Raw genomic sequence first — 26853 nt, 5'->3', positions numbered from 1 at the left:
CGCCTTCGTCCGCCGAGCGCTGCTGACGTTCACCGTCCTGCTCGTAGCGGGGCTGCTCGTAACGATTCTGGTCGGCGCGATTCTGTTCGTAACGCTGGCCGCCATCGCGACGGCGAGGCTCGCCCTGATCCTCGCTCCGCGAGGCCTGGACGTCGTCGCCAATGCGCTCGCCCTCGTCGCCATATTCCTCGTCGGACTGCATCGAGAAATCGTCGCGCCGCGGGCGCGGCTGCTGATCCTCGAAGCGCGAGCGGCTTTCGCTCAGCACCCGGAAATAATGGTCGGCGAACTGGAGATAATATTCGGTGTTGACCCGGTCGCCTTGCATCTGCGCGTCGCGGGCGAGCGCCTTATACTTTTCGAGCAGCTGGGCGGCATTGCCCCGCGCACGATTGTCGATGCGGTTACCGCGATCCTGGCCCCCATTGCCACCGTTCGGCCGGGGTGCACCCGAACCACCGCCACGACCGCGACGGCGGCCGTTCTGCCGATTGTTTATCAACTTACCGATGTCCTCGTCACTGGTGGTATAGGTTCACCACTCCCACACCGGGACCATCCCGGATTACGTCAGGGGCCATCGTCCCCAAGCTGCATGATGCACGCCGCCCTACGGCGCGGGCCTTTTGGACACCGCATCCACCGCACGTCATGGTCGCCTGTTGGGCGTCCCTGCCATTGGGGGTCGTAGCATCGGGCGGGTGCACGCGAACGGACCCTGCCCTTACCGTGGCTTCCGATGTAGGGGCAGGCGCAGCGGATTCCAAGCGGATAATGTGCGCTCTACGACAAAAGGTCAGTGACGGGCGACGATAGCCCGATCGCGTCCGCCCAGATCCTGCCGAACCATGGTGATCAGGCCCGTCTCCGCCAGCAGCGCCGAAACCGCAGCCGCCTGAGTCCACCCGATCTCGACCACGGCGAGACCATGGGGCGCCAGCAACCGCGCGATGTCGGGTGCCAGCCGCCGATAGTCGTCCAGCCCCTCGATCCCGGCGAACAGCGCGCCGGCAGGCTCATAGGCACGCACCTCCGCAGCCAGATCCGCGCCCGTCTCTATATAAGGCGGGTTGCACAGGATCAGGTCGAACGGTCCGGCCACCGCCCGGCCCCAGTGGCCCTCCAGCAGCGTCGCCCTGTCCGCCATGCCGAGCCTTTCGACGTTGCGCGCCGCGATCGCCAGCGCGGCATCCGACCGGTCGATCCCGGTGCCGCGCGCGCGGGGCCATTGCGCCAGTGCCGCCAGCAACAGCGCCCCCGAGCCCGTACCGAGATCGAGTATCGTGGTGGGCCCCTCGGCACCGAAATGGTCCACCGCCACTTCAATCAGCGTCTCGCTGTCGGGCCGGGGGATGAGGACACCGGGACCGACTTCGAGCGTGATCGACCAGAAGTCCCGCTCGCCGAGTATATAGGCGACCGGCTCGTGGAGACGGCGACGATCGAGCAGGGTTTCGAACGCCGCCGGCGACGGATCGTCGAGCCGCCCGAGCAGCAGGGCATCGCGCTCCACGCCCAGGGCCGCCGCCATCAGCAGCTCGGCATCGAGCCGCGCGCTCGCGCTCCAGCCCGCCAGCTCTCCGGCGGCGCGCGCCAGCGCCGCGCGGACCGTCTCAGCCATCGAGCTGGGCGAGACGCTCGGCCTCGTCCTCGGCGATCAGCGCGCAGACGAGCTCGTCGAGCCCCGGCCCCTCCAATATCTCGTCGAGCCGGTGCAGCGTCAGGTTGATGCGGTGATCGGTGACGCGCCCCTGCGGGAAATTATAGGTGCGGATCCGCTCGGACCGGTCGCCCGACCCGACCATAGACTTGCGCGCACCGGCCCGTTCGCTGGCGAGGCGCTCGCGCTCCATCTCGTAGAGCCGGGTCCGCAGCACCTTCAGCGCCTTGGCCTTGTTCTTATGCTGCGACTTCTCGTCCTGCTGGATCACCACCAGGCCCGTCGGCAGGTGGGTGATGCGCACGGCACTGTCGGTCGTGTTGACCGACTGGCCTCCGGGACCCGACGACCGATAGACGTCGATCCGCAGATCCTTGTCGTCGATCTGCACGTCGACATCTTCGGCCTCGGGCAACACCGCAACGGTCGCCGCGGAGGTGTGGATGCGCCCGCCCGATTCCGTCACGGGGACGCGCTGGACGCGGTGGACGCCGCTTTCGAACTTCAGCCGGGCGAACACGCCCGCCCCGGTCACACTGGCGACGACTTCCTTATAGCCGCCCAGATCCGCCGAGCTGGCCGAGATCAGTTCGACCCGCCAGCCCCGGCTCTCGGCATAGCGCTGATACATGCGGAACAGGTCGCCCGCGAACAGCGCCGCCTCGTCGCCACCGGTCCCGGCACGGATTTCGAGCATCGCCGATCGTTCGTCGGCGGCATCGCGGGGCAGCAGCTTGAGGGCGAGATCGCGCTCTGCTGCGGGCAGGCGCGCACGAAGCTCCTCGACCTCCTCGACCGCCATGGCTTTGAGCTCGGCGTCGCCGCTCTCGTCCTCGGCCATGCCGCGCAGCACTTCGAGTTCGGCCCGAAGACGCCGCACCTCGCCCGCCGCCACCGCGACCGGCTCGATCTCGGCATAGTCCTTGGACAGCTGGACGAACTGGTCCGACGGCAGATCGCCGCGCGCCATCAAGGCCTGGAGCTCGTCGCGCCGGGCCTCGATCTGCGCGATCCGCGCCGAACTGATCGCTCCTGCCATGCGCGATCAGCCCTCCAGCGCCGCCACCAGCGCATCGACCGCGACCGGCCGCTGGCTCTGCTCGACCATGTCTTTCAGCGAGACCTCGCCGCGCGCGACCTCGTCCTCGCCGATGATCACGGCAAAGCGGGCGCCTGCGGCATCGGCCTTCTGCATGCGCCGCTTCATATTGCCCTTATAGGCCATGTCGGCGGAGAGCCCGGCCCGACGCAGATCGGCCAACACGCGGCCAGCCAGCGCCTGCGCCGCCTCGCCCATCGGCACCACCGCGACGTCGATACGCTCCGCCGCCGGCTCGTCGATCAGCATCGCCAGCCGCTCGATACCCGCCGCCCAGCCGACCGCCGGGGTCGGCGGACCGCCGAGCGCCTCGATCAGACCGTCATAGCGCCCGCCGCCGAGCACCGTCCCCTGCGCGCCCAGACGGTCGGTGACGAACTCGAAAGCGGTGTGACGATAATAGTCGAGGCCGCGCACCAGCCGCGCATTGCGCGTCCAGGCGACACCGGCCGCCTCGAGCCCGCGCGTGACCGCTTCGAAGAAGCTGCCCGCCTCGGCCGACAGATAGGCGTCGATCTCGGGCGCCGCATCGGCGATCGGCCGGTCGCGCGGGTCCTTGCTGTCGAGGATGCGCAGCGGGTTCTTCGCCAGTCGGTCGAGGCTGTCCTCGCTCAACTCGCCGCGATGCTTCTCGAAATGGGCGATGAGCGCGCTGCGCCAGGCCTCGCGCGTCTCGCCGTCGCCCAGCGTGTTGAGCGTAAGCGTGACCCCGTCCGCCACGCCGAGCTCGCGCAGCAGCTGATCGGCGAGGCAGAGCAATTCGACATCGGCCTGCGGCTCGCCCGCGCCGATGATCTCGGCATCGAGCTGGTGGAACTGGCGATAGCGCCCCTTCTGCGGCCGTTCATAGCGGAACAGCGGGCCGTGGGTCGCGACCTTTAGCGGCGCATATTGCTGCCAGCCTTCGGTCAGATAGGCGCGGCAGATGCCCGCCGTAAACTCGGGACGCAGCGTGACCGAATCGCCGCCGCGGTCCTCGAAGCTGTACATTTCCTTCGACACGACATCGGTCGTTTCGCCCAGCGACCGCGCGAAGACGGCGGTCGGCTCGAACACCGGCACCTCGACCCGCCCGAAACCGTAAAGGCGGCGGATGCGGTCGAAGGTCTCCACCACATGGCCGAAGCGGCGGGCCTGTTCGCCCAGCATGTCCTGCGTGCCCCGGATCGGGCGCGGTGTTTCGATCCTGCTCATGCCGCGCCCTTATCCTCACATCGCCCGGCGGGGAAGCGCTTTGCGCGGGCCCGCGGGCGCGACGCGAGCGCGACCAAGTGCGAGAAAGCCGGCCCGACGTGCCGAAAACAGGGGACGTAGCGGTGAATCGGCTTGGAATCCGATGCGGTGCAGCATAAAGGCGCGCCATGAACATCGACCTCATCCCCGTGGGCGACGATCCGCCCAACAGCCTCAACGTCATCATCGAAGTGCCGGTGGGCGGCGAACCCGTGAAATATGAGTTCGACAAGAAGTCGGGCGCGCTTTTCGTGGACCGCATCCTGCACACGCCGATGCGTTACCCCGCCAATTACGGCTTCGTGCCGCACACGCTGTCGCCCGACGGCGATCCGCTCGACGCACTCGTCGTCGCGCGCTCGCCCTTCGTACCGGGCTGCGTCGTCCGCGTCCGCCCGATCGCCGTGCTCAAGCTCGAAGACGAAGCCGGCGGCGACGAGAAGCTGCTGACCGTGCCGGTCGACGGCACCTTCCCTTATTATTCGAAGGTCGGCGAGCGGGACGATCTGCCCGAGATCGTGATGCAGCAGATCGAACATTTCTTCACCCACTACAAGGATCTCGAAGCCAAGAAGTGGGTGCGCATCGGCACCTGGGGCGACGCAGACGAAGCGCGCCGCATCGTGGTCGAGGCGATCGAGGCCGCAAAGAACGCCAAGGCCGCCTGACGGCTTCGGCTCTGCGCCGAGGAATAGAAGGGCCGGTCGGGCCGGTGTCGGGAAGACGGGCGGAGCGCCCCTCCCGACGCTGGTCCGGCCGGCCTTTTTCGTGGAACAGGCGCGCGACGGGCGCCAGAAAAGCCGGTTCGCCCTGCCCGGCGCGACCCAGGTCGTAACAATCTGAAAAAGTCGCGATTACCCGCTTGCATGGAATCGGAGCGCCCCCTATAGGCGCCCCACTTGGCTCAATCCGGTCGGCTCCCGAGGCCTGAAAACGTCCGGATCTCCGTCGGGGAGTAGCTCAGCCTGGTAGAGCACTGTCTTCGGGAGGCAGGGGCCGGAGGTTCGAATCCTCTCTCCCCGACCACTTCATTTCATCGACGATGGCATGACAGGACGAGCCCTTCGGGGCCCGCCCTGTCGCGCGCCGTCTCAGACGCGCTGCGGTTCAGAATCCTAATTTGAGGCTTCTCTAAGGCGCTCACCCCTTAGACGTATGAAGCTGGCTTGCTGTATTTGACCTGTCGGCGTGCGCTCAGTAGCCTCGACCTCGGCCACCAAGCCTATCATGGCATCGCACGATAGCATGAAATTGAAACGCTGGCGGTCGGTGAACCCTGCCGAGATGGGGACCAGCCGCCCCTCGATCTCGACGACCATCGTCGCCATGATGTCGCCGTTGTCCTGCCGGCTGATCAACTCGCGGATGCGGCCGTCATAGGTCTCCGCCCGCTTGATCCGCTGCCAGTTGGTCGAGCGGCCCGCCTTATAGGTCGAATTGGCGTGCTTGAGGATGACGCCCTCGCCTCCGGCAGCGATCACCTCCGCAGCGACGCGGCGCGCGTCCTCCACCGAGTCCACCCAACCCCACGGCATCGGACGGACCGGGCTACGCTCGCCCAGCGGCTGGCAGTGCTTCTCCAGCACCCGCTTCCGCGCCAGCAGCGCATGTCCGACCGACTGCCCTCGCCACTGTCGCATCGTCATCACGTCGAAGGCGTGAAAGATGCCGGCGTTGCCCTGCGAACCCTTCGCCGAGAAATGACGCTTGGTCGCTTCATAGGAGGCATCGACCTGCCATTCCCCGTCCACGAACAGCGGAACGCAGGCAGCGTGCTCCAAGCGCCGGATCTCGGCGGCGATGTGCTCGGCGCCCAGGATGGGAACGCCCTCGCGGGTGACGAGCTCGCCATCGATCCACAGCATTCGGATGCCGTCGATCTTCGGCTCCTCGATGCAGCCGCCGACCGGGATCTTTCCGTTGAAGTCGGTCACGAGCTGGCAGAGGCCCTGTAGGCGATCGCCACGGGCGAGAGCCGGGTGCGCGTTCACTGCTCCCCTCCCCGGCGGGCGCGGTTGCGCTGGAAGCCGTCGCGGTCGAACCAACGCAGGATCGACACAAGCGGCACCTTTACCGGGGTTCCGTTCTTGAACGCAGCGCGCGTCGTCGACTCGCCGATCCCAAAATCCTCCTGCAACAGGCGCGGCCAAGTCTTCGGATCCGCGTCGGGATAGAGCCAGGCCAGCGCGTCAGCGTCGAGCTTGGGCAGCGCGAACGACCGGGGCAGACCAGTCACCTCGTCCCGACCGTTCTCCCGTAGCCATTCGCGCGCCTGCTCGATCGCAACGCGCGCGGGCGAAGTGTCGGCGAACAGGCGGACAACCTTCTCGAAAGAGCCGCCGCTGATTCGCTGCACCTTGTCGACCTGCCCCGGAACCGTGCTCTTCCCGATCAGCTCGGACAGGAAGGGCCGCCGACGCCACCGCTCATCGGTCAGGAAATAGACCGCGATCTCGGTCCAGTGGGTTTTGCCCTCCTCATGCGTCGAGAAGAAGCCGATGCGCTGCGCGCGGCTGGTATCGATGTCGTTGGGGTTCATTGCTGCCTCTGCACCAGCCGCCTTCTCCAATACTGATCCAATCAAACGAGATCGCTCCAAGAGGCATTTTTGCACCTTGGAACAATGCTCCCCCAAGTGACGAAAGCAGGCTCTTCCGAGCCCGCCCTGTCGCGCATCGTTCAGAAGCTCTCCCCTACCAGCGCCTCGCTCTTGTCCCACAGCAGCTTCGCGCGATCCGCGTCGAGCGCGTAGGGGCGGACACCGGAGCCGACGCTTTGCGTCTCCACCGTCGCCGCCACGCCGCAATCCTCGAGATAGCGCCCGCCGATGTCCGCAGGATCGGCGACGGTCGCGGCCCAGACCGAGGTCGCGGCACCCTGGGGCACCGACTTGAACGCGAAGCCCTGCCCGCTCGCCTGCATCTGCGCGACCGCCGCGCTCAGCGTCGCCTGCGCCTCCTCGCTCATATAGCGGCCGAGCTCGGTGTTGATGCCGCCCGGATGGACCGAGGCCGCGCGGATGCCGCGCCCGCGATGGCGCCGGTCGAACTCGACCGCGAACAGCGCATTCGCCGTCTTCGCCGCACCATAGGCCTGCCATGGGTCATAAGGCGTATGTTCGAAATTGGGGTCATCGAGGTCGATGTCCGAGAAGTGATGCGCGCCCGAGGACAGGCTGACGAAACGGCCTCCGTCGACGATCAGCGGCGCGATCCGGTTCACGAACAGGAAATGCCCGAGGTGGTTGGTCCCGAACTGGAGCTCGAACCCGTCGGCGGTGCGGCCTTCGGGGGTCGCCATGATCCCCGCATTGGCGATGACGGCGTCGAACCGGCGCCCATCGGCGAGCAACCGGTCGGCTGCCGCGCGCACGCTGGCGAGCGAGGCAAGGTCGAGTTCGATCAGATCGAAGCTGCCCGGCCCCGCCGCGGCACGCACCTCGCCCGTCGCCGCTTCGGCCTTGGCCAGATCGCGCGCCGCGCCGACCACCGATGCGCCATGAGCGACCAGCGCCCGCGCCGTTTCCACCCCGAGCCCGGCAGACACTCCGGTAACCAGATAGCGCTTCCCCGTCAGGTCGACGCCGTCGAGAACCTCGTCCGTCGTCGTCGTCGCGCCGAATACGCCCGCCATTCTCCATCTCCTCATCTTATGAATCGGCGGAACTGTCGCCCGCCCATCGCCGCTATGCCTGCCCCGCAGCCCGGGGGAAAGCCTTGCCGCTTCAGACGGCGTCGGGCTGGAGCGAAGGATGTGCTCGTTGGAAGGCGTCGATCGCGCCGCAACGCGCGTCGATCGTGAGCAGCGTGTCGAGACCGTCGAGCGCGCAGTTGAAGCGCCGGGCGTTGAACAGCTGCGGCACGAGGCAGCAATCGGCCATACCGGGCGTGTCGCCACATAAGAAGCGCCCCGCCCGCCCGCTCGCGCGGACAAAGGCTTCGAGCCGTTCGAGCCCGTCGCGCACCCAATGGCGATACCAGCGGTCGATCTGCTCCTGATCCTGACCCAGCTCCGCCTTGAGATGGCGGAGGACGCGGAGGTTCGCGAGCGGATGGATGTCGCAGGCGATCATCTGCGCCGCCGCGCGGACATAGGCGCGTGCCGACGGGTCGAAGGGGAGAAGCGGCGGCTCCGGATGAACCTCCTCCAGATATTCGATGATCGCGAGCGACTGGACGAGAATGCCGTCCTCATCGGTCTCGAGCGCGGGCAGCAACCCCTGCGGGTTCACATGCGCGCGATAGGCCGGCAGCGCCTCGGCCGCGAGCAGATTTACGGGGGACTGATCGACGCCAATTTCCTTGAGGTTGAGCGCGATCCGCACACGATAGGCGGCGGAAGACCTGAAATAGCCGAACAGCTTCACCGCAAACCTCCGCCCCGGATCCCTGCCCCATAGCGAGACCGCAAGCCTGTAGCTGACGTTGGTACGAAGACGCGACGCATTTGCAATCCGGTAGTGTAACGGAATCGGACCGAAGTGGTACAATCGGGCATATTCGGGCCGGACCTTGCCGGTCGGCGCTGCCGAAGCAGGTCGACAGGACAAGGTCAGGCACCGAACACTACGCAAGATGGCGGAGGGAGCCGTCGGGCTCTCCGGTCCGATGGACCGGGCCCTATCCCCCGCCGACGATAGGCAGCAGGTCTACCGGCACTCCGCGGTGGCGCAGCTCGACAGTGACGCGCGGGCTGCCGCCGCCGGCGGTGCCGATCGGGCTGCCCTCGATCAGCTCGGCGCCCGTCCGCACATGGAGGCGGCCGAGCCCGGTCACGAGCGTCGCCCATCCATCCTCGTGGTCGATGATCACGATTCCGCCGTAGCTACGAAACGGCCCGGCATAGGAGACACGTCCGGCGGCCGGGGCGACCACCTGCGCGTTGCGGGCGGTGGCCAGGGTGATGCCGCGCGCGCGGACACCCGAGTCCGAGACTTCGCCCATGCCGCTGACGATCCGGCCGAGAACCGGCAGCCGGTAGCGCGGCGGCTTCGCCACGCCCTGCAGCATCGCAGCCGCAGCCGAAGGTGCGGGCAGGCTGGCGCGGCCGGGCAGCGCCGGGCGGAGCCGCGGCCCGTCGAGGCTGGCGAGCCGCATTCTGATGTCGGATTGCTCGTCCAGCTGCTCGATCAGGCTGGCGATATCCTTCGCCTTCTCGCCCATCGCGATCATCCGGTCCTGTTGCGTCATGGCATCGTCGACCAGGCCCTGCGACTGCCGGCGCTGGTCCGCTTCGAGCCGCGCGAGCGCGCGTTGTTCGATGTGCAGCTGATCCTGTTCGTGGCGGAGGGCTGCCACAGCGAGGTCGGCCTGGCGGCGCAGCGCATCAGCGCGGTCGACTTCTGCGCGAAGTCCCGCGGTGCGGCGCCTTATCTCGGGCAGGGCGGTGCCGAGCAGCGAGCGGACATGGATCATGTCGTCGATCGAACCCGGCTGGACGAGCGCCAGCGCAGCGGGGCGGCGGGCCATCGTCTGCAGCGCCGCTGTCAGTCGCACGATCGGGCCTTGCCGCTCGGCCAGGCGCGCGCGCTGTCGCGCGCGAAGCCGGTCGATGATGAAGATGCGGGCCTGGGCGGCAGCGATGCGGGCTTCGGCGGCCTGGATCGCCGAAGCAGCCGCCGCCTGTTCGGCGCGTGACCGGTCGGCGGCCCGGCGCATGGCACGTGCCTGCCGCTCCAGCTGAACGGCGCGCCGTTCGGCGGCGCGCGCCTGCTTGCGGGCGGCGGCCATGGCGCGCTGCTGTTCGACGATGGCCGGATCGACCGGTGCCGCGGGAGTCGCGCCAGGGGCTGCAATCCCGAGCAGCGCTGCGGCACAGAGGATCAGGCGAATGCCCCGCGCCCGCTCAGGCGCCACGGCTGCCCTCGCGATGATAAGGATGCCCTGCCAGGATGCTGGTCGCCCGCCACAACTGCTCGGCGAGCATCGCGCGCGCGAGGAGGTGGGGCCAGGTCGCTTTGCCGAAGGCGATCAGAAGATCGGCCTCGCGACGCTCGGCCTCCTCGAAGCCGTCCGCCGCGCCGATCATGAAACGCACCTCGCGCCGACCGTCGTCACGCCAGCGGCCGAGCGTTTCGGCGAAGGCGGTCGATCCCATCTGCTGGCCCATCTCGTCGAGCAGGACCAGCATCGTGCCGGGGTCGCGCGGAGGCACGCGACCGCCCGTGTCGGGAAGCTCGGTGATTCGCGTCGGCCAGGCGACGCGCTTCATATAGCGGTCGACGAGTTCGGCCTCGGGGCCGCGACCTATCCGGCCGCGTGCGACGATGTGCAGCAGCATGTCCCGTCCCCCGCCGGGCGCGCTACGTCGCGCTCAGCCTTCGACCGCGACGGGCGCGGGCGCATCTCCGAAATTCCACATCCGCTCGAGATTGTAGAAGCTGCGGACCTCGGGACGGAACAGGTGGACGATCACATCCCCCGCGTCGATCAAGACCCAGTCCGCCGTCGGCAGGCCTTCGATGCGAACGGCCTTGCCGGTCTCGCTCTTGACCTTGTCGGCAAGCTTCATGGCCATCGAGGCGACCTGGCGGGTCGACCGGCCGGAGGCGATCACCATGTGATCGGCGATCGACGACTTGCCGGCGAGCGGAATCGAGACGGTCTCGATCGCCTGATCGTCGTCGAGGGACTTCAGGATCAGCTGATGCAGCCGGTCCGAAGGGTCGGCATCCTTGGCGCCGGCCTGTCCGGCGGGCCCGATGCTGTCTGGGGCGGTCAATGTACCTCCTTGGGAAGCGGCCGGCGGGTCACGCGGTCTCGCAAGCCTTTTTTGTCATGGGAAAGATGCCAGCCTGGGTCCTTGGCCCGGAGCCGCGTAGCGGAACCGCGATCAGGATAATAGTGCAGCAGCACGAGGGCCGGCGTTCTCCATCTCGTCCAGTCTTTCGCCTTGGCCGCGGGCCGGACGAAGCGCCGTAGCCAGCCCATCGCCTTGGAGGTGCGGGCAACCCCATCATAACCCGGGCGCGCGATTACGGCAATGGCGACGCTTCGTGCGATGCCACGCCAGTCGCGCCAGCGGTCGAACTGCTCGAGATTGTCCGCCCCCATGACCCAGATGAAGCGCCGTTTCGGATAGCGACGGACCAGCGCGCGGAGGGTATCCGCGGTGTAGCGCGTGCCCAGCCGGGCCTCGATCGCGGTCGGCCGGATCCGCGCCCGCCGGGCCAGTCGTTCCGCCGACGACAGCCGGGCGGCGAGCGGCGCCATGTCGCGTGCGCCGGCCTTCAGCGGATTGCCCGGCGATACCAGCCACCACATCTCGCGCAGCCCCAGCGCGCGCAAGGCGAACAGGCTGATATGGCGGTGGCTGTAATGCGCAGGATTGAAGCTGCCGCCGAGCAGGCCGGTGGGAATCATCGGGCGCGTTTAGCGCCGAGTCCCGAATCACGCCAGCAGAGTCGGGAGCTTGAAAATTCTGTGCAGTGGAGGAGGCGCTTCCATAGCCCCACCGTTCCCCCGCGGATGTCGCGGCTTCCCCTCCACCGGCTCCGCCGGTCCCCCTCCCCGTCCCGGGGAGGAATTGTGCGTTGGAACCGGCTCCTAAGTTCCTCCCCGGAACGGGGAGGGGGACCGTCCGCAGGATGGTGGAGGGGGAGACCGGTCGGGCTCTAGCGCCGAAGGCCGGGTGTTGCGGATGCGCATAGGCGGAACGCCGACGGCAGCATCGCCCGATAGGCCTCCAGCGGCGGTTTGCCGGGGCGTGCCATGCCGCGCGAGAGAAGGAAGGCGTCGGCGACGATCTCGGCCTGCTGCTCGATGCCATAGCGGGCGAAGGGTTTGCCCGGCTTCAATGTATAGACATATCGGCAGAAGGGGTGTCGCATCAGCGGCAGAAACCAGCGGCCGCCGCGTTGGGCCTGCCAGACATGCGTCATCTCGTGGACGAACAGAGCCTGCATCCCGATCGGCGCCGAAGCATAGCAGTCGCGGTAGAGCGGCCCCTGGGGATGGCACCAGAGATGGCCGTCGGGCGCCATCAGCACATTGCGTGGCTGGAAAGGCCACCAACGCGCACGGTGGATGCGCACCGGGTCGGGATCCAGAGCGGAACCGAACACCTCCCCGACGAGGCGGCATTCTTCAGGGGTAAGGGCGCGGGCGGTCATGAACCCCATATAGGAAACCCGATCGCGTTTCGGGACGTTGCCCCGCTTCATTCCCAATTCAGCGCGGCTCCTTCATAAGCGACCGCGAAACGACAAGAAGGACATTCATGCGTTCGCTTTTCCTGTCCCCCGCCCTGTCCCTGATTCCGATCGCGCTGGCCGCCGCGACGCCCGCCGTCGCCGCCCCGTCCGATACGCTGGCGGAGGTTTCCGCGCATCTTCGCGGAATCACCACGATGACCGCCGACTTCGTCCAGACCGACCGCAACGGCAAGGCACTGTCCGGAAAGCTCAGCCTTCGGCAGCCGGGCCGTGTTCGCTTCGAATATCAGAAGGGCGTGCCGCTGCTGATCGTCGGCGACGGCAAGGCGCTGACGATGATCGACTATTCGGTGCGGCAGGTGTCGCGCTGGCCGGTCGGCAACTCGCCGCTGTCGGTGCTGATCGACCCCAGCAAGGATATCAGCCGCTTCGCCAAGCTTGCCGAGGGGGCGGCGCCGGGCACCACGCTGGTCGAGGCGCGCGATCCCAAACACCCCGAATTCGGCACCATCACCATCGCCTTCGCCCGCGGTAACGGGCCTGCGGGCCTCAAGCTGATGGGCTGGACGGTGGTTGATGCGCAAAATGGGCGCTCGACCGTAAGGCTTGCGAATCAGGCCTATGGGGTGCCCATTTCCGACAAGACGTTCAAATGGAACGACCCACGGCCGAAGGGCCCCCGCAATTAATTGGTTCGTTCATTTGGGCGACAGCTAAGTTGCCCTAGAACCCCTTTCAGCGGTCGCGACCTTCTCGAGATTCCCCCCTGTTGCTCGAGACAGACCATCGCGCCCCGCCTGCGTGACGAACGCCAGGTAGGCCCTCGCTCCCCGCCCCCGGAGCGAGGGCCATTCCTTATCCGGTCCCGAGCTTTGTCTTTAGCCGCGCGATAGCCCGTCGAAGAAGGCGCGCGTCGTCTCGAACACGCGCGCAGCGCGCTGGTTGAGATCGGGCCAACCGTCGCGCAGCGCCTTCGACCGTTCCTCGATCGCCACCGGCAGCCCGTCGGGCAGCAGTGCCACGATGTCGCGCAGCGGCAGACCTCCAGTGCCCATCGCCATCCGTCCGTCGATCGCCTCGATCAATATTCCCTCGGCATCGTCGCGGGCGGGCCCCACGGCCGGCGCGTCGCACAGCTGGACATAGCTGGTCCAGGCGGGCGGCAGCGCCGCAATCTCGTCCAGCGTGCCGCCCGAGCGGTGCCAATGGAGGCTGTCGATCAGCAAAGCGCAGGCGGGGTCGTCGATCTCGCGCAGAATCGCGCTCGCCTCGTGGATCGTCTTCACCTCGGTGAACAGGCCGAATTCCAGATTGATACGGATGCCGTGCCGCCCCCCCGCCTCGGCCAGCAGCGCCAGTTTGTCGCGCGTGGCGCCACGGTCGGGATCGCTGCTGACGCACAGGACGTTCCGCGCCCCGAGTTCGGCCCCCACCTCCACGATGCGGAGATGGTCGGGATCGGGCGGCCCCGGTTTGATCCAGACCACTTCGATATCGATCAGCCGCAACCCGCTATCGTCCAGCGCACGCTTCACCTCGGCGGTGGTGCGGTCGGTCCACTCGGCCGGCTCCATCCACATGCCGCCATAGTCGAAGCCGGCGCGCGCCGCCGCCTCGACCAGCTGGAGCGGGGTCGCCTCGGGCATGATGCCCGACGCCATGCAAAGCGGGAAAGTGGTGCCCATGCCGGTTCCTCTCGATCACCGGTCGCACGCCGGTTCGCGGGCGACTGTGACCGACCCGGCCGCTGCGGGAAATCGTCACAAAGGAGAGGTGGGCCGCGCATCGCGCATATCCGTTTCGCATTGCAACAAAAGCGTTTCGCCTCTGCAACGTCAGCGTCATCGCTCCAGCACGAAGCTGTCGCACGCGGATCCTAATTGGCCGGCGCACAGGACGCGTGCCGCGCGCCGATCGCCAAAAGGGGTTTCACATGACGATTCGTTCACAGCTGCTGCTTGCCAGCGCGACCTTCGCGCTTCTCTCCGGCACCGCTTATGCGGCCGAGTCCGCCCCCGTCGACGTCGTTCCCGCCGAAGCCGGCGCGGATGCCGATGCCGAGCCGGGCGAAATCGTCGTGTTCGGCCGTGGCCAGGCGCGTCAGGTGCAGGAGATCAGCCAGGAAGATCTGCGTGTCCAGGCACCGGGTTCCAGCCCGCTAAAGGCGATCTCGAAGCTGCCCAGCGTCAATTTCCAGTCGGCCGACCCGTTCGGCAATTATGAATGGTCGCAGCGCATCTCGATCCGCGGCTTCAACCAGAACCAGCTCGGCTACACGCTCGACGGCATCCCCCTCGGCGACTTCAGCTATGGCAATGTCAACGGCCTCCACATCAGCCGCGCAATCAGCCCCGAGAATATCGGATCGACCCGCGTGACGCAGGGCGCCGGCTCGCTCGGCACCAACGCGACCAACAATCTCGGCGGCACGATCGAGTTCGTCTCGCGCGCACCATCGGAGAATACCGCCGTCGACGTAGAGGCCACCTATGGCAGCGACGAGACCAAGCGTGGCTTCGTCCGCTTCGATACCGGCGGCGACAAGGTGCGCGGCTATCTGAGCTATGGCTATCTGGGCCTCAACAAGTGGAAGGGCGTCGGCGAGCAGAACCAGCATATGGTCAACGCCAAGATCGTCGCCGACATGGGCGGCCCGACGATCACCGGCACCTTCAGCTTCTCCGACCGCCGCGAGACCGACTATCAGGATCTGTCGCTCGACATGATCCGCCGTCTGGGCCTGCGCAACGACAATATCGGCAATAATTTCCCGCTGGCGCTGCAGATCGCGCAGGTCGGCGCCAATCGCGGCGACACCGGCGTAACGCCGACCAATGCGGCGGCCGGCACGGTCTATCCGGCGCCCTATTCGACCGTCGACGACGTCTATTATGATGCGGCCGGCCTCCGTCAGGATTATCTGGCCGGCCTGACCGTCGACGCGCCGTTCAGCGAGTCGGTCAACGGCAGCCTGTCGACCTATTTCCACAGCAACCACGGCATGGGCCTGTGGTGGACGCCTTATGTGGCGAGCCCCAGCGGCAGCCCGATCTCGCAGCGCACGACCGAATATGACATCCGTCGCGGCGGCCTGTTCGGCAAGCTCAGCTGGACGCGCGGCCCCAACACGCTGACCGTCGGCGGCTGGTGGGAGAACAACCATTTCCATCAGGCGCGCCGCTATTATGCGGTGAACCCGGCCAAGGCTGACCAGACCGACCATCTGAAGTTCCCGAGCAGCCCGTTCCGGACCGACTGGGACTTCCGCTTCGTCACCCACACCTATCAATATTTCGTCGAGGACCGGGTCGAGCTGGGCGATCTGACGCTGACCGCCGGCGCCAAGGGTTTCCGCGTCTCGATCGACGCCAACCCGGTCAAGGCGGGCGTGCTTGCGCAGGGACGCATCGTGTCGCGCGACTGGCTCCAGCCGTCGGCGGGCGCGGTCTACAAGATCGGCGAGGCCGAGCTCTATGCCGGCTTCAGCCAGGTGACCCGCGCCTTCACCGGCGCCTCGACCTCGGGCCCCTTCGCGACGACCCAGGCCGGCTTCGACTCGCTCGACGTCAAGCCCGAGAAGTCGGACACCTATGAGGCGGGCGTCCGCTTCCGCCATGGTGCGCTGTCGGGCACGGCGGGCGGCTATTATGCCAAGTTCCGCAACCGCCTGCTGTCCTTCTCGAACGGCGCGGGCATCATCGGCAATCCGCCGACGCTGCAGAATGTCGGCGGGGTCGAGTCCTACGGCTTCGAGACCGCGCTGCAATATCGCCTGATGGGCGCCGTCAGCCTGCTCGCGACCTACAGCTACAACCACTCGACCTATGAGGATAACGTCCTCAACGCCAATGGCACCGTGCGGTCGGCGATCAAGGGCAAGACGCTGGTCGATACGCCCGAACATCTGGCGAAGGGCGAGATCGTCTATGACGACGGCGCCATCTCCGCCCGGATCGGCGCCGATTACATGAGCCGCCGCTACTTCACCTACACCAACGACCAGTCGGTCGGCGGCCGGGTGCTGTTCGACGCCTCGGTCGGCTACACCTTCCGCGACGGCTTCCTCGACGGGCTCGAACTACGCGCCAGCGCGACCAACCTGCTCGACAAGAAGTATATCGCCACGATCGGCTCGAATGGCTTCACCGATGCCGGTGACAACCAGACGCTGCTGGCCGGCGCGCCGCAGAGCTTCTTCTTCACCGTCAAGAAGGTGTTCTGATCATGCGGCGGTTCCTGCCCTGGCTGGGCCTGATCGCGGCGGCCGTTCTGCCCGCCGGGGCAGGGGCCGCCCCGCTTCTCCTGATCTCGATCGACGGACTGCGGCCCGGTGACGTCGCCGAGGCCGATGCGCGGGGGCTGAAGATCCCGGCGCTCCGCAAGCTCGCCGCCGAAGGCGCGCGGGCGAGCGGGGTGGTCGGGGTCCTGCCGAGCCTGACCTATCCCAGCCATACGACCCTGATCACCGGGACGAGCCCGGCGCGCCATGGCATCTCCAACAATCTGACCTTCGATCCCAAGGGCATCAACCAGACCGGCTGGTACTGGTATGCCGAGGATATTCGCGTGCCGACCCTGTGGGATGCCGCGCACAAGGCAGGACTGAAGACGCTCAACGTCCACTGGCCCGTCAGCGTCGGCGCGCCGGTCGACGCCAATATCCCGCAGATCTGGCGGACCGGCCATGACGACGACCGCAAGCTCCTGCGTGCGCTTGCCACGCCGGGTCTGATCGACGGCTCGGCCGGCGCGATCGCTGCTTTTCCGCAAGGGATCGACGAAAGCGTCGATGCCGACGCGGCCCGCAGCGCGGCCGCCGCAACGCTGATCGCTCGGCTCAAGCCGGGATTCACGACCGTCTATCTGGCGGGCCTCGACCATGTCGAACATGAACATGGTCCCGACAGCGCCGAGGCGCGTGCCGCGCTCGAACGGATCGACGGCATGATCGCGCAGCTGGCGGCCGCGGCGGTCGCGGCCGATCCCGACGCTGTCGTCGCGCTCGTCTCCGACCACGGCTTCCTGCCCGTCTCGACCGACGTCAACCTGTTTGCGCCCTTTCTCCAGGCCGGACTGATCACGATCGAGGGCGGCAAGGTGAAGAGCTGGCAAGCCATGCCCTGGCTTGCCGGAGGTGGGGCCGGCGTCGTGCTAGCGCGCCGCGACGATCCGGCATTGCGCGACAAGGTGGCGAAGCTCCTCGCGGGGCTGAAGGCCGATCCGCGCACCGGCATCGCCGATATCCTCGACCGCGCGACCATCGCCCGCCGGGGCGGTGCGCAGGAGGCCGATTTCTGGATCAGCTTCCGTCCGGGATTCGAAACCGGCCGCGACCCGACCGCGCCGCTGACCGCGCCTTCGGTCACCAAGGGCATGCACGGCTATGATCCCGCCTATCCCGAAATGCGCTCGACGCTCATTCTGTGGGGCAAGGCGCTGCCGTGGAAGGGCGATCTCGGCGAGGTTGACATGCGCGCGATCGCACCGACGCTGGCAAAGCTGATGGGCGGCGCCCTGCCGACCGCCGAGCTGCCGCCGATCCGCTGACCTAGCGCAAAACCGGGTTGCGGCATCGCCGCTTCCCGCCATCATCGCCCCGTCAAGAAAAGAACGGGAGAGGCGGTCGATGGCGTATAAGATGGTGACCCTGCTGCGGAAGCGGGACGATCTCAGCCTGGAGCAGTTCCGGCGCGACTATGAGGGACGCCATGCGCTGCTCGGCCGGCGCGTGCTGCAGGGCCGCGCAATCCGCTATGAGCGGCGCTATATCGAGCCGTTCGCGCCCGACGCAAGCGGGACCGCCGACCATCATGTGCTGTTGGAGGTCTGGTATGCCGACAAGGCCGCCTGCGAGGCGGCGATGGCCTGGCTGACCAGCGACGCGGTCGCCCGCGAGATCGCCGAGGACGAGGAACTGATCTTCGACCGCTCGGCGACGCGCTTCTATGTGGTGGCGGAGGAGGTCGAAACGCCGGGCATCGCCAATCCGGTCTGAGCCGGCGGCCGGGGCGAAGATTGCTCCGAATCGGCTTGAATTATGTTCCCTTTTTGTTCCATATCCTGTCGCCATCCGATATTTCGATGGAGGCCGATATGCACCACGACTCCCGGCTGCGGGCCGCCGCCCGCGCCGTTTACGACGCCGTCTATCCGACCGACGAGCTTGCACCCGTCGGGTTCGAGGAGGCCGAGCGCTTCGGCACGATCCACTATCGCCGTGCGGTCGAGGCGGCGCTCGAGGTAAAGTGTCTGCTTGCGCAACCGGACGCACAGCTGCCCCTGTTCTGAAGAGAGCGCTCGCGGTGTCGATCCACCTTGGCCCCTTGACGCTCCTCGCCTGCGGCCTATGTTGGTCATGCGGGCCGGGCCCCTCTGGCGCTTCTCTGGAAGCGTGATGTCGGACCGCATCGGGTTGTCTCGATGCAGGCCTGGTTCTGAACCTCCTACCGTCGCTGCAGCCCGATCTTTCAATCTTCGATTGGAGAGAGGCAATGACGATGTCCGACCGTCTTCAGCAGCACCACCAGCTTCTGGACGACCATATCCTTCGCGAAACGAAGCGACGCTTCCCCGATGGTGACCGGCTTGCGCGGCTTAAGCGCGCGCGGTTGCGGGTGAAAGACCGGCTCTATTTTGGGCCGCCCCGCTAGAGGGCCCACCTTCCAAGCCGATAAATCAAAACCGATACCCGGTCACCGCACGACAAAGGCGGGGCGGGACCGGATCTTCACACGCATCGAGGAACAGACCCATGTTTTCCCTTTTCGCCCTTTCGCTCGCCGTCGCCACCGCCAACCCGGCCCAGGCCGCAACCCAGACTGTCGAACACGCCGCTGGCCCCGTCACCGCCGACTATCGCGGGCAGATCCAGGTTCGCCACAAGGAGGTCGGCATGGCCGGCCCGGGCGGGCGGCCATCGACGCTGCGCTGCGCCTGGACCGCCAGCCTGTCGGTCGACCGGCAGGCTCAGCACGGGTCCGGCCTGATGGCATCGCGCAGCTTCTCGACCGAGCCGGTGGCCTCGGGCAGCCGTGCGGGCTCGTGCCAGACCGGCAAGCGCGCCATCGCCAGGGAGGTCGCGGCGCTGGCCGAGCGGCATGAGCAGCACCTTGCTGCCGCGATGGAAGCCGATCGTCCGGTCCTGCTGGCAGAGATCGACCGGATGACTGCGCTGACCAACTGAGGCCGACAGCCTCTCCCACCCGCCGCCGGAGTGTTCCTCCGGCGGCGGCGAGGCGTCCGGCGTCGCCATGTTCGCCGACCGATCGTGCGGCTGGTGCGTCGCGCTTTTCCGGCTATCCTCCACCCGTTCCCCTTGGAGGAGACATGCCATGTCGATCGATCGCAGGACCCTGATGGCCGCCGGGCTGATGGCCGGTGCCGCCGCAACGATGCCGTTGGCCGCCGAGGCCCCGGCTCCCGCTTTCGTCCCGCAGCCCCTGCCTTTCGGCCCGGCGGGCATCGCGGGCCTGTCCGCCAAGCTGCTGACCAGCCATCACGACAATAATTATGTCGGCGCCGTGAAGCGGCTCGGCGCGATCCGCCAGGATCTTGCCGCGCTCGACATGGCGACCGCGCCGGGCTTCCTGCTGAACGGGTTGAAGCGCGAGGAACTGATCGCGTGGAACTCGATGATCCTGCACGAACTTTATTTCGCCGGGCTCGGTCGAGGCAACCGCCCCGGCGTCGCGCTGTCCGCCGCGATCGAGCGCGACTTCGGCAGCCACGCCCGCTGGTCGGCCGAGTTCGCCGCGATGGGAAAGGCGCTGAGCGGCGGATCGGGCTGGGTGCTACTGACCTGGAGCAGCCGCGACAGCCGCCTCGTCAACCAATGGGCGGCCGATCACAGCATGACGCTGGCGGGCGGCACCCCGCTGCTGGCGCTGGACATGTACGAACATGCCTATGCGATCGACTATGGTGCGAAAGCCGCCGCCTATGTCGACGCCTTCATGGCCGCGACCGACTGGACCAACGCCGACCGCCTGTTCGCACAGGCGGTAGGGGGGGTGAGAGACTGAAATGGTCGGGGAGACAGGATTCGAACCTGCGACCCTCTGCTCCCAAAGCAGATGCGCTACCAGGCTGCGCTACTCCCCGACGGGGCCCGCCTTAGTCGGAAGGCCCGCCGGTCGCAAGCGGCGATCGGATTAGGCGAGCGTCGCGGCGGTGCGGCCGCAGGCGAGGCCGAGGGCGATCGCGCTGCTCAGGCCGGCGCCGGGCAGATACCCCGAAGGCCCCCGGCCGCTGATGCCCCGCGCCGCGCCGCCGCCGGCGAGGAGGTTGGGGAAGGGGTTTCCTTCCTCGTCCAGCACCCGGCCGCCGGTGTCGATGGCGAGGCCGCCCTGGGTGTGGAACAGCGCGCCCGAGACGCGGACCGCGTGGAAGGGCGGCGCGAGCGGCGGCGTGTCGAAGCGGCGGCCCCAGGCATCGGCCTCGCCGTGCGGGATCGCGGCAAGCGTTTCGGCCAGCCCGGCCGGATCGATGCCAGCGCGGGACGCGAGCGCGTCGAGCGTGTCGGCGCTCTGCACCCCGCCCACCTCGCGCAGCGCGACATATTGGGGCAGGTCGAAGCAGGAGCGGTGGATGCGCTCGTCATAGATTACCCACGCCATACTGCCCGGCTGGGCGATCACGCGCGCGCCCTGGCCCGATACGTCGTCGAGCTCGTTCGAGAAACGCTGGCCGAGCCGGTTCACCTGTACCCCGCCTTCGATCAGGAAGCGGGGGTTGAGGTCGATTCCGGCGGGTTCGGCGAGCAGTCCCAGCCCCTGATAGGCATCCATGTCGGCCAGCGCCGCGCCCATCGCTTCGCCCAGCAGGATGCCGTCGCCCTGATTGCCTTCCCAGCCGAAATAGCGGGCCTCGCGCATCGCCGGGATGTGCTTTGCGATCATCGCATGGTTGCCGCCGAAACCGCAGGTGGCGAGGATCAGGGCGCCGCAGCCGATATCCTCGCGGCTGCCATCGGGCCGCGCATAGCGCACGCCGGTCACGCGCTTGCCCTCGACGAACAGCGATTCGAGCGTCGCGCTGGTGACGATCGGGATGCCGGCGCGGTCGCAGGCCGCGAGCAGCCGGTCCATCAGGTCGGTGCCGCTGCGACCCGGAGAGACGTGCATCCGCATCCGGCTGTGCCCGAAGGCGGGGGGCCAGTTGGGATCGAGCGACAGTTCGACGCCGTGCGCCTCACGCAGCCAGTCGACCGCCTCGCCCGAGAGCTGCCCCACAGTGCGGGCGAGCGCGAGATCGGCGGTGCCGCGCGTCTTTTCCATCACGTCGGCGGCGAAGCGCTCGGCATCATCGTCGACCCCCAGCCGCCGCTGGTCTGCGGTTCCCGACGCGCAGACGGCGCCGAGCGACATGCTGGTGCTGCCGCGCGGGACCGGGTCGCGCTCGATCACCACCACCTCGGCCCCCGCATCATGCGCGGCGAGTGCTGCGACCAGCCCGCAGGCGCCGCCGCCCGCGACGATCACGGGCATGTGGAGCGGGAAATCGGCCTGGGCGGCGGCGAGCAACGTCATGCGGGCAGGTCCTTTGCAATTTTTATCTGTTGGGCGCGGTGGGGGTGAAACGGGTAGTTCCGGTTCGACCCAGGAGGCTTTTCATGGATGCATCGTCGCTTATCGCCCGCCACGCCACGAACCTCCGCTGGTCGGGGATCGATAGCGCCGCGCGCGCCGCAGCGGCAACTTTTCTGCACGATACGCTGTGTGTCGGGCTGGCGGGTGTGCGGGCCCCCTTCGCCGACAACGTGCTGCTTGCGGTCAAGGCCGGCAATGGCGGCGCGCAGGGGCGGTGCGGCATATTGGGGCGCGACGACGCGCTTCCCCCCGCGGACGCGGCCTTCGTGAACGCCTTCCAGATCCATTGCCAGGAATATGACTGCGTCCACGAGCCTGCTGTGGTCCATCCGCTGGCGACCATGGTCGCGGCTCTGCTGGCCGAACTCGACCGCGGACCTGCGCGCAGCGGCGAGCAACTGCTGACCGCACTGGTCGCAGGGGTCGACGTGGCCGCCGGCCTCGGCCTTGCCGCCACGACCCCGCTGCGCTTCTTCCGGCCCGCGACCGCCGGCATCTTCGGTTCGGTCGCAGCACTCGCCAGCCTGCGTGGCGAAGATGAGGCGACCGCGCGCAACGCAATCGGCTATGCGCTCGCCTTCGCTGCCGGCACGATGCAGGCGCATGTCGAGGGCAAGCCGACGCTGCCGCTGCAGATCGCCCAGGCTGCCCGTTCCGCGATCATGGCGATCGACCTGGCCTCGGCTGGTTTGCCCGGACCGCTCGATTCGATCGAGGGACCGTTCGGCTATCTGACGCTGTTCGAGGCGGGCCATGACGTCTCGCGCCTGCACCGCGCGCTGAGCGAGGGGCATCGCATAACCGAGGTCAGCTGGAAGCCCTTCCCGACCGGTCGCGCCGCCCATGGCGCAATCGTCGCCACGCAGATGCTGATGCGCGAGCAGGGGCTGACCGCCGACCAGCTCGACCGCCTCGTCTATCGCGCACCGCCGCTGATCGGCCGGCTGGTCGGCCGGCCGCCGGTCGAGGATATGAGCCCGGCCTATGCGCGGCTCTGCTTCGCCTGGCTCGGGGCGGTCGTGATCGAGCGCGGTACGGTGGCGCTCGAGGATTTCGGCGCCGAACGTCTCGGCGATCCGGCGCTGCTGTCGCTGGCGGGGCGTATCTCGGTCGAGACCGACGACAATCCCGATCCCGCCGCCTTCGCCCCCGCCACGGCGACCGCATATCTCCGCGACGGCCGCGTTCTGACGGTTGGCGTCGATCGGCAGTTCGGCTCGCCCGGCTGGCCGCTGAGCCGGGAGCAGCATCTCGACAAGGCGCGCGGCTGCCTCGCCTTTGCCGGGATGGAGCAGATTCACGACGATCTCGCGGCGCTGTTCGACCGGCTGGCCGGGGAGGCCGATGCCGGGGCGGCGATCAATGCGGTTCTTCGCCGCCCGAGACATTGAGGCTTTCAGCCGTGATGTAATGCGCCTGGTCCGAGGCGAGGAAGGCGACCGCATTGGCCGTGTCCTCGGGCAGGCCGGGGCGCCCCATCGGAATGCGGGCCGCCATCTGCGCCAGATAGTCCTCGACCGACAGGCCTGACTTCTCGGCGAAATAGCTGTTCTGCCAGGCGCCGAGGCCGGTCGTCACATGGTTGGGGCAGACATTGTTGACCGTGATGCCGTGCTTGCCCAGTTCGATCGCGGCCGAGCGGACGAGCCCGACAAGCCCATGTTTGGACGAGCAATAGGCCTGCGCGAAGGGAAAGCCCGACTTGGCCGCCTGGCTGGCGATGTTGATGATTCGTCCGCCGCGGCCGGCCTCGATCATCTTCTGCGCCGCCGCCTTGATGCCGTAGAAGCTGCCGGTCAGGTTGACCCCGATCACCGCCTGCCAGTCGTCGGGCGAGACGTCGAGCAGCGGGTTCATGATATAGCCAATGCCGGCATTATTGACCCAGATGTCGAGCGACCCGTGGGTCGATACGGCATGGTCGGCCAGCGCGGAGACGTCGTCCCAGCTCCGGACGTCGCACACGCAGGTCGACACCGAGCCGCCGTCGGCGCGAATCGCTTCGGCCACCGCCTCCATTTCGTCGCTCGCGCCGATCATCGCGCCGGGTGTCGCAGCGTCGACGGGACGGCCAAGGTCGGAGATGACCACCGCGGCGCCGTCGGCGGCCAGCCGACGGGCGATCGCCGCGCCGAGACCGCCGAGGCGGCCCGCCCCGGTGACGACGGCGGTGCGCCCCTGCAGCGGCCTGCTCATGCGACCGGCTCGGTGGTGATGAAGACGGTATCCGCGAAGGCCGCGAACTGGGCGGCGATCGCCTGCATCTCCGGGCGGACGACGTCGCTGCCGAAGGCGTCCATATCGCCTATGTCGATGATCTCGACATAGTCATAGGGCGCCTTGCCGCCGCCCAGCACCCCTGTGGCGCGGAACAGATCGAAGCCGGCGATCGACGGCAGGGCGCGGACAGTCGGCAGGTCGGTGCTCTTCGCCCAGGCCTGATACTCCTCATGGCTGACGCCATCCTTCAGCGTGACGAGCACGATCAGGCGCATGGATCTTCCTTTCCGAAAATCAGGCCGCGACGCCGGGGGCTTCGCGCAAGGGGGTGAAGATGCGGTCGATGAAAGCGCGCAGCGCCGCCTCGCGATCGGGATCGGACGCGCTCGCCTCGGCGATCGCGTCGAGCCGCTCGGCGGACGCGATGCCCTTCTCCTCGAGCAACGCACGGAGATTGGCGATCGTCTCCGCCTGTACCCACAATTCGGAGGCAAGGTTCAGGACGACGGGGACGAACCGGTCCATCGCCGGATCGGCAAAGAACTGCGGGCGGCCGTCGGGTCCGTAGATCGACGGGGGGGCGTCTTCGGGGCGCAGGGCGTCGCTCATTATCGCTTCCATGCTCCAAATCCGAACCAGTTGACGCCCTCGGCCAGACGGCCGGTGGTCTCGCTGTTCACCGCCAGCGGATCGGTGGCCGCCGCCGTAGCGATCGCATCAGCGCCGTAGATGCCCAGGCTGGGGGTGACGAACTGGACATAATCCTCGTCGGCGAAGCCGCCGTCGCGGCACAGCGCGCGCGGGTCCTCGTCGCGGAAGCCTTTGTAGAAGGGCTCCTCATTATAATAGCAGTCCCAGTCGAGATAGAATCCCTCGAAGGCACCCATCTGGCTGTTCGGCGGCAATTCCATGTTGAGCAGCAGCCCGCCCGGACGCAGCAGGCGGCGTGCCTCGCGGAAGAAGGCGCGCCGCGTCTTGGCCGACAATTCGTGGAGGAACATCGACGAGAAGACGAGGTCGAAGCTCTCGTCAGGGAAGTCGAGCGCCTCGGCGTTCATCTGGTGGAAGGCGACGTCGAGGCCCTGCAGCTTCGCCCGCGTGGCGCCATAGAGGAGACCCGGCGCGGCGACGTCGACGGCGTGGACCTCGGCGTCGGGATAGGCCTGTTTCCAGGGCAGGCTGTTGTGGCCGATGGTGCAGCCGACGTCGAGAATGCGGGCCGGCTTGAAATCGGGAAAGGCGTTGCGGACATAGGTCGACATCGACAGGCCGATATCGTCGAGATTCTGGCCCATCAGTCCCATGGAGAAGATAGCCAGGCCCTGATCGTAGACGGCGCCGGCCGCCATCGGAAAGTCGGCGTCACCGGCATAGCCGCCCGGCATCAGATGGACGTCGAGGCCGGTCACGTTGCGGGGCAGTTCCATGTCGGGCGCCAGTTTGACCGCAGCGGCGGCGCCGCTGTCGTTCGCGGCAGCCTCCAGCTTGGCGCGCTCGCGCTGGACCACCGGCGCCACCGCATCCCACACCATCGACTGGGCCCGAACGCGGCAGGCGCTGTAGACCTTGAAGGCGGGGTCGGCGCGCATCGCCTTGTGGACCTCCGCACTGCTCTCGGGCGGACGCCCATGCGCCTTCTCAAAAGCGGGAGCGACACGCTGGTCATAGGCCTGGCGCATGTCCTGGGCGAGGTCGTTCAGGATGAAGGACCGCAGGCCCGACACGAAGCGGCCCCGTGCCACGTCCTCGGCGGCCTGCTGTGGGCGCAGCGCATGCTTGAGTTGCAATACCATCGATTTCTCCCCTCAAAGGTTCGAAGGCGGGCGGCGGCGTCGAAGGCTTGACGGACCGACCGGAAACATCAAAAACAGACTAACAATGGCTAGTTGCCCGAAATAACAAATATGTTGGATATCTGATGCATGACATCGAGCTCATCCAGTTGCGGCGTTTCGTCACGCTGGTCGAGGAAGGCACGTTCATCGATGCCGCGCAGAAGCTGAATGTCACGCAGCAGGCGCTGAGCAGTTCGATCGCGCGCATGGAGGAATCGGCGGGGGTTCGCTTCCTCGATCGCAAGCGCGGCGGACGGCCGAGCCTCACCGTCTTCGGGCGGCTATTGCTGGCCAGGGCCCGCACGCAGCTGGCGCTGGCCGAACGCATGGCGAGCGAGATCGAGCTTCTGCGCGACGCGCGCGGGGGATCGGTGACGATCGGCATCGGCGAGACGATGACCGGGCGCCACGTGGCGACAGCGATTCGGCGCTATCATCGCCAGCAGCCGGACGTACAAATCCGCCTTGTTGAAGGCTACACCGAGATGATGATCGAGAAGCTCATGCTGGGCGAGGTCGATTTCGTCTGTGGCGGCCCCAGCCATGACCCGGCCCATGCCGATCTGCTCGACTTTCGCCATCTCTTCGAGATCCGCGACGTGCTTGCGGTCCGAAAGAATCACCCGCTGGCCGGCGCCCGCGAACTGGCGCTGCGCGATCTTCAGGATTTCACCTGGATGATGCCGGCCTTTCGCGGCGACATCTACGAAGCCATCCAGGTCGCGCACATGCGCGCCAAATTGCCGCCGCCCAAGCGCATCATCCGCAGCGATGCCGTCACCATCGGCTCGTGGCTCTGCATCGACGACGACTATATCATCACCGTCTCGCCCGACATGGTGGGGACGCTGATCGAGTTCGGCGCGCTCGTGACGCTCGATTTGACCGAGACCACGATCTTGCGCCACGCCTGCCTGATCACGCGCCGCGACGTGAAGCTGAGCCCCGCGGCCGCGCGGCTGACAGAAGAAATCACGTTCGAGGCGGAGCGGGCCTATGGCAGCCCCGCCGAACTCGGCACCCCCGCCTTTCCCTGATCGTCCCGGCCGAGAGCGGCCGCTCCAAGA

The 26853-nt window shown here is 67.5% G+C and carries 30 protein-coding genes and 2 tRNA genes (1 of these 32 only partly in view); 12 read left to right on the top strand and 20 right to left on the bottom strand.

The window, feature by feature from the left end:
* The 4 genes from G6P88_RS14075 to hisS all read right to left on the bottom strand — a co-directional run.
* Positions 1-502, bottom strand: the 5' portion of a protein-coding gene (locus G6P88_RS14075) for a DUF4167 domain-containing protein (protein ID WP_165323730.1). 338 nt of this gene lie to the left of the window's left edge; the window shows 502 of its 840 coding nt (coding positions 1-502); it begins with the start codon at positions 500-502; its stop codon lies beyond the left edge, outside the window.
* Positions 503-796: 294 nt separating this feature from the next.
* Complete coding sequence (gene prmC, locus G6P88_RS14070; protein WP_165323729.1) at positions 797-1621, bottom strand: peptide chain release factor N(5)-glutamine methyltransferase; 825 nt, start codon at positions 1619-1621, stop codon at positions 797-799.
* Complete coding sequence (gene prfA, locus G6P88_RS14065) at positions 1614-2699, bottom strand: peptide chain release factor 1 (protein WP_165323728.1); 1086 nt, start codon at positions 2697-2699, stop codon at positions 1614-1616. The genes prmC and prfA overlap by 8 nt, the downstream gene beginning before the upstream one ends.
* Before the next feature lie 6 nt (positions 2700-2705).
* Positions 2706-3953, bottom strand: a complete 1248-nt coding sequence (gene hisS, locus G6P88_RS14060) for a histidine--tRNA ligase (RefSeq protein WP_165323727.1) — start codon at positions 3951-3953, stop codon at positions 2706-2708.
* 167 nt (positions 3954-4120) lie between these two features.
* Here hisS and ppa point away from each other — a divergent pair, with 167 nt between their 5' ends.
* Together ppa and G6P88_RS14050 are read left to right on the top strand one after the other, a co-directional pair.
* Positions 4121-4660 (top strand): inorganic diphosphatase, encoded by a 540-nt coding sequence (gene ppa / locus G6P88_RS14055; protein WP_165323726.1) that lies wholly within the window; start codon positions 4121-4123, stop codon positions 4658-4660.
* 281 nt (positions 4661-4941) lie between these two features.
* A tRNA-Pro gene (locus G6P88_RS14050) sits at positions 4942-5018 on the top strand.
* 89 nt (positions 5019-5107) lie between these two features.
* Here G6P88_RS14050 and G6P88_RS14045 read toward each other — a convergent pair.
* The 9 genes from G6P88_RS14045 to G6P88_RS14005 all read right to left on the bottom strand — a co-directional run bounded on the left by G6P88_RS14045 (position 5108) and on the right by G6P88_RS14005 (position 12102).
* Positions 5108-5983, bottom strand: a complete 876-nt coding sequence (locus G6P88_RS14045; RefSeq protein WP_165323725.1) for an ATP-dependent DNA ligase — start codon at positions 5981-5983, stop codon at positions 5108-5110.
* Positions 5980-6531, bottom strand: a complete 552-nt coding sequence (locus tag G6P88_RS14040; RefSeq protein WP_165323724.1) for a hypothetical protein — start codon at positions 6529-6531, stop codon at positions 5980-5982. Before G6P88_RS14040 ends, G6P88_RS14045 begins: the two co-directional genes overlap by 4 nt.
* Before the next feature lie 140 nt (positions 6532-6671).
* A complete protein-coding gene (locus G6P88_RS14035; protein ID WP_165323723.1) occupies positions 6672-7625 on the bottom strand; it encodes an SDR family NAD(P)-dependent oxidoreductase in 954 nt (317 codons plus the stop codon).
* 91 nt (positions 7626-7716) lie between these two features.
* The gene (gene maiA / locus G6P88_RS14030) at positions 7717-8358 is read right to left on the bottom strand and encodes a maleylacetoacetate isomerase (RefSeq protein WP_165323722.1); all 642 of its coding nucleotides are present in this window, start codon (positions 8356-8358) and stop codon (positions 7717-7719) included.
* Positions 8359-8611: 253 nt separating this feature from the next.
* Entirely contained in the window at positions 8612-9847 is a 1236-nt protein-coding gene (locus tag G6P88_RS14025) for a murein hydrolase activator EnvC family protein (RefSeq protein ID WP_226946569.1), read from the bottom strand.
* Entirely contained in the window at positions 9837-10271 is a 435-nt protein-coding gene (locus G6P88_RS14020) for a 23S rRNA (pseudouridine(1915)-N(3))-methyltransferase RlmH (RefSeq protein WP_165323721.1), read from the bottom strand. Before G6P88_RS14020 ends, G6P88_RS14025 begins: the two co-directional genes overlap by 11 nt.
* 33 nt (positions 10272-10304) lie before the next feature.
* The gene (gene rsfS / locus G6P88_RS14015) at positions 10305-10694 is read right to left on the bottom strand and encodes a ribosome silencing factor (RefSeq protein WP_165325199.1); all 390 of its coding nucleotides are present in this window, start codon (positions 10692-10694) and stop codon (positions 10305-10307) included.
* A 14-nt stretch (positions 10695-10708) separates the two neighbouring features.
* Positions 10709-11353 carry a nicotinate-nucleotide adenylyltransferase gene (locus G6P88_RS14010; protein ID WP_165323720.1) on the bottom strand — a complete coding sequence of 215 codons (645 nt, stop codon included), beginning with the start codon at positions 11351-11353 and terminating at the stop codon, positions 10709-10711.
* Between the two features lie 251 nt (positions 11354-11604).
* Entirely contained in the window at positions 11605-12102 is a 498-nt protein-coding gene (locus G6P88_RS14005) for a vgr related protein (RefSeq protein WP_165323719.1), read from the bottom strand.
* Positions 12103-12209: 107 nt separating this feature from the next.
* Between G6P88_RS14005 and G6P88_RS14000 the strand changes: the two genes are divergently transcribed.
* A complete protein-coding gene (locus G6P88_RS14000) occupies positions 12210-12833 on the top strand; it encodes a LolA family protein (RefSeq protein ID WP_165323718.1) in 624 nt (207 codons plus the stop codon).
* 189 nt (positions 12834-13022) lie between these two features.
* Here the strand turns inward: G6P88_RS14000 and G6P88_RS13995 are convergent, their stop codons facing one another.
* Entirely contained in the window at positions 13023-13829 is an 807-nt protein-coding gene (locus G6P88_RS13995) for a sugar phosphate isomerase/epimerase family protein (protein ID WP_165323717.1), read from the bottom strand.
* 248 nt (positions 13830-14077) lie between these two features.
* Between G6P88_RS13995 and G6P88_RS13990 the strand changes: the two genes are divergently transcribed.
* The 7 genes from G6P88_RS13990 (at position 14078) to G6P88_RS13960 (ending at position 20165) form a co-directional block, all read left to right on the top strand.
* Positions 14078-16366, top strand: a complete 2289-nt coding sequence (locus G6P88_RS13990; protein ID WP_165323716.1) for a TonB-dependent receptor — start codon at positions 14078-14080, stop codon at positions 16364-16366.
* A gap of 2 nt (positions 16367-16368) precedes the next feature.
* Positions 16369-17691 (top strand): alkaline phosphatase family protein, encoded by a 1323-nt coding sequence (locus G6P88_RS13985; RefSeq protein WP_165323715.1) that lies wholly within the window; start codon positions 16369-16371, stop codon positions 17689-17691.
* A gap of 79 nt (positions 17692-17770) precedes the next feature.
* Positions 17771-18139 (top strand): EthD domain-containing protein, encoded by a 369-nt coding sequence (locus G6P88_RS13980; protein ID WP_165323714.1) that lies wholly within the window; start codon positions 17771-17773, stop codon positions 18137-18139.
* A 98-nt stretch (positions 18140-18237) separates the two neighbouring features.
* Positions 18238-18432: a hypothetical protein gene (locus G6P88_RS13975; RefSeq protein WP_165323713.1), complete on the top strand. Its 195-nt coding sequence runs from the start codon at positions 18238-18240 to the stop codon at positions 18430-18432.
* A 203-nt stretch (positions 18433-18635) separates the two neighbouring features.
* A complete protein-coding gene (locus tag G6P88_RS13970; RefSeq protein WP_165323712.1) occupies positions 18636-18794 on the top strand; it encodes an HP1242/YdcH family protein in 159 nt (52 codons plus the stop codon).
* Positions 18795-18895: 101 nt separating this feature from the next.
* Positions 18896-19327: a hypothetical protein gene (locus G6P88_RS13965; RefSeq protein WP_165323711.1), complete on the top strand. Its 432-nt coding sequence runs from the start codon at positions 18896-18898 to the stop codon at positions 19325-19327.
* Positions 19328-19475: 148 nt separating this feature from the next.
* Positions 19476-20165, top strand: coding sequence for a superoxide dismutase (locus tag G6P88_RS13960; RefSeq protein WP_165323710.1), 690 nt, complete (start codon positions 19476-19478; stop codon positions 20163-20165).
* A gap of 2 nt (positions 20166-20167) precedes the next feature.
* Here G6P88_RS13960 and G6P88_RS13955 read toward each other — a convergent pair.
* Both G6P88_RS13955 and G6P88_RS13950 read right to left on the bottom strand, forming a co-directional pair.
* Positions 20168-20244 (bottom strand) — tRNA-Pro (locus tag G6P88_RS13955).
* Between the two features lie 50 nt (positions 20245-20294).
* Positions 20295-21671, bottom strand: coding sequence for an FAD-dependent oxidoreductase (locus G6P88_RS13950; protein ID WP_165323709.1), 1377 nt, complete (start codon positions 21669-21671; stop codon positions 20295-20297).
* Positions 21672-21754: 83 nt separating this feature from the next.
* Here G6P88_RS13950 and G6P88_RS13945 point away from each other — a divergent pair, with 83 nt between their 5' ends.
* Positions 21755-23122 carry an MmgE/PrpD family protein gene (locus tag G6P88_RS13945; RefSeq protein WP_165323708.1) on the top strand — a complete coding sequence of 456 codons (1368 nt, stop codon included), beginning with the start codon at positions 21755-21757 and terminating at the stop codon, positions 23120-23122.
* On the opposite strand, the gene G6P88_RS13940 is transcribed toward G6P88_RS13945, so the two are convergent.
* Genes G6P88_RS13940 through G6P88_RS13925 form a run of 4 tightly spaced genes read right to left on the bottom strand, consistent with a single transcriptional unit; the run spans position 23091 to position 25744 of the window.
* Positions 23091-23927, bottom strand: coding sequence for an SDR family NAD(P)-dependent oxidoreductase (locus tag G6P88_RS13940; protein ID WP_165323707.1), 837 nt, complete (start codon positions 23925-23927; stop codon positions 23091-23093). The two genes, G6P88_RS13945 and G6P88_RS13940, sit on opposite strands and share 32 nt — an antisense overlap.
* Complete coding sequence (locus G6P88_RS13935) at positions 23924-24226, bottom strand: REDY-like protein HapK (RefSeq protein ID WP_165323706.1); 303 nt, start codon at positions 24224-24226, stop codon at positions 23924-23926. The genes G6P88_RS13940 and G6P88_RS13935 overlap by 4 nt, the downstream gene beginning before the upstream one ends.
* A gap of 19 nt (positions 24227-24245) precedes the next feature.
* Positions 24246-24560: a hypothetical protein gene (locus G6P88_RS13930; RefSeq protein WP_165323705.1), complete on the bottom strand. Its 315-nt coding sequence runs from the start codon at positions 24558-24560 to the stop codon at positions 24246-24248.
* Positions 24560-25744 carry a class I SAM-dependent methyltransferase gene (locus tag G6P88_RS13925; RefSeq protein WP_165323704.1) on the bottom strand — a complete coding sequence of 395 codons (1185 nt, stop codon included), beginning with the start codon at positions 25742-25744 and terminating at the stop codon, positions 24560-24562. Before G6P88_RS13925 ends, G6P88_RS13930 begins: the two co-directional genes overlap by 1 nt.
* A 125-nt stretch (positions 25745-25869) precedes the next feature.
* On the opposite strand from G6P88_RS13925, the gene G6P88_RS13920 reads away from it, so the two are divergent.
* Positions 25870-26823: a LysR family transcriptional regulator gene (locus G6P88_RS13920; protein ID WP_165323703.1), complete on the top strand. Its 954-nt coding sequence runs from the start codon at positions 25870-25872 to the stop codon at positions 26821-26823.
* Positions 26824-26853: the final 30 nt, after the last annotated feature.

This window comes from Rhizorhabdus phycosphaerae, from assembly GCF_011044255.1.
GTDB lineage: Bacteria > Pseudomonadota > Alphaproteobacteria > Sphingomonadales > Sphingomonadaceae > Rhizorhabdus > Rhizorhabdus phycosphaerae.
The sequence above is the reverse complement of the archived record's forward strand: the minus strand, read 5'-3'. Positions and strand labels throughout refer to the sequence as shown.